At 34.8% G+C, this 1,565-nt stretch carries 2 protein-coding genes; both read left to right on the top strand.

The genetic code is table 11. From position 1 onward, the window contains the following. Positions 1 to 348: 348 nt before the first annotated feature. Positions 349 to 747 carry a ribosome small subunit-dependent GTPase A gene (locus tag E1171_RS01580; protein ID WP_155203412.1) on the top strand — a complete coding sequence of 133 codons (399 nt, stop codon included), beginning with the start codon at positions 349 to 351 and terminating at the stop codon, positions 745 to 747. A 29-nt stretch (positions 748 to 776) separates the two neighbouring features. After that, positions 777 to 1,064, top strand: a complete 288-nt coding sequence (locus E1171_RS01575; RefSeq protein ID WP_155203409.1) for a hypothetical protein — start codon at positions 777 to 779, stop codon at positions 1,062 to 1,064. Positions 1,065 to 1,565 lie beyond the last annotated feature (501 nt).

Raw genomic sequence — 1,565 nt, 5'->3', positions numbered from 1 at the left:
GGAAATTTAAGATTAGTTTTATTTCAAGACCCTATTAACTAATTGAAGGGGTTGGGGTAAACAACTAAATTGAAACCTGAATAGGTGAGTGGGTTAATTTTTTGAAAACTCAGTATTTAGAACTACATTTACAGCTCATGCATAAAAAACCACTATTTATACATTCCTTGGAGCACTTGTTATCGGTGTAGGTGACAGGTGTTGTACATTTTTATTTCATCAATAAGCATTTCTTGTTGAGTGTTTTGAAGCACCTGTCAAATTCATTAATCTTTATTAATCAGAATTTTTAAGCGCATTTGTAATTCTGCAAATGGGCACAAGTGTGCCATTTTATAAATGAATTCAATGGAAAATAATGCATCAAAAGCTAATCCTATAATTTCGAATACCAGTAGTTTCTTAAAAGCCTTAGGTCATACGGAAGATTTAGAAAGATATAGAACCCAGCAATCTCTTACCGGTTTTGGTATAGGCAGAGTTATTTTGGAACACAAAGAACGCTTTGTTGTAAAAACCGAAAATGGAGATTTGGAAGGGGAGCTAACCGGTAATTTGCGTTTTTCAGCAGAAAGCAAGAATGACCTTCCCTCTGTAGGAGATTGGGTGGCTATTTTAAAATGTGCGCTTTCCTATAAATCATACCCTGTTCTTATTGTAAACAAAAAAGAACGAACCATCAATGGAAATAATGGTTCTCTTCTTTTTTTACTAATCATTATTGGCCCTTTAAAGAAAGAAGGGTAAAAGAAAATAACTATTAATAATCGATAGGCATGAAAAAACAATTTCATTTCAATAAAATCACGAACAATAGTATTCTAAACCCTTTAAAAGCGGAATGGAGAAAGCCGCTGATTCCTCCCCAAGATGAAATGTGGGAAGTGCTGACAAATTATGCAAACCACTGGGAAATGAAAGATGAAAACAAGACCATTGGTTACGCCTGTGTGGATGATGGCCATCGTCTTTTACAGTTCTTCGTATATAATAGTGGTTCCCTAAATGCTATTGAGAATAATGGATTTAGAAGTGTTCACCAGATGTTATCAATGGAGTTTTGAAAGGAAACTAATAGGTACTAGATCTTTTTGTTGATTAGGAGTTATTTCTCTAGTGTCTCAAAACTTTGAAAGTTAAGTAGTATGTAGTGGTCTCCTTTTTTCCGGATAAAGGCTGAAGGGGGACCCTTGTTTTTTTTCTGGTGTGAGGCTTGGTGAAATCAGCAACAAAAGTAACACCATTCCTATGAAATGGAAGGGATAATGTGTAAGCTAGGCCGAGAAAATTTCTAATAGTATGCTTAATGTCTCTGTTCTGACATTTTGATTTACTTTAATCATTCAGTTTTACGGATTAGGGGGGTGGTCGTCATTTAGACATGCTCTTAAAGAATAAACAATCCATATTGGGTGGTTATCCTATATATAATTTAATAAAATGTTCATGAGTAACATCAACGAATTATCTGAGAAATTGCTTCTTGCTGTTAAAATGCAGAAATCGACGGTGGATTTGATGGAGGAATTGGCGGTTTTTCCTTTTCAGCAGCTCGAAAAACAACT

Source organism: Xanthovirga aplysinae, from assembly GCF_009711365.1.
GTDB lineage: Bacteria > Bacteroidota > Bacteroidia > Cytophagales > Cyclobacteriaceae > Xanthovirga > Xanthovirga aplysinae.
The sequence above is the reverse complement of the archived record's forward strand: the minus strand, read 5'-3'. Positions and strand labels throughout refer to the sequence as shown.